This is a genomic window from Paenibacillus popilliae ATCC 14706 (genome assembly GCF_000315235.1).
Classification (GTDB): domain Bacteria; phylum Bacillota; class Bacilli; order Paenibacillales; family Paenibacillaceae; genus Paenibacillus_B; species Paenibacillus_B popilliae.
In genome coordinates, this window is sequence record NZ_BALG01000205.1 from 1 (window position 1) to 269 (window position 269).

The following is a 269-nucleotide window of genomic DNA, read 5'->3' on the forward strand; positions in this document are numbered from 1 at the left end:
ATGCGGGTTGCCCTTGCGCGTTCGTGTACTTTTTTTTTACCCGCGCTCTCATGGTTGCCTGGTGCCACGCCCGCCCAGGACGCTAAATGATCAGTAGTTGGAAATTGTTCCCTATCGACACCTATTTCCGCCATAATCGCTGCAGCCGTTACCTTACTGGCTCCGGGGATGGTTCGAATCAACTGCTGGGCTTCCTTGTAAGGCTGAAGATGCGCCTCAATCTCTGTATCCAGCGCAGCAATAGATTGCTCCAGAAAGGTAATATGGTC

1 protein-coding gene is annotated in these 269 nt (G+C 52.0%); it reads right to left on the reverse strand.

Features of this window, described 5'->3' with window-relative positions; genetic code table 11:
* Positions 1 to 269: transposase (locus PPOP_RS13240; RefSeq protein ID WP_042228832.1), on the reverse strand; the 269-nt coding region annotated here is incomplete at both ends.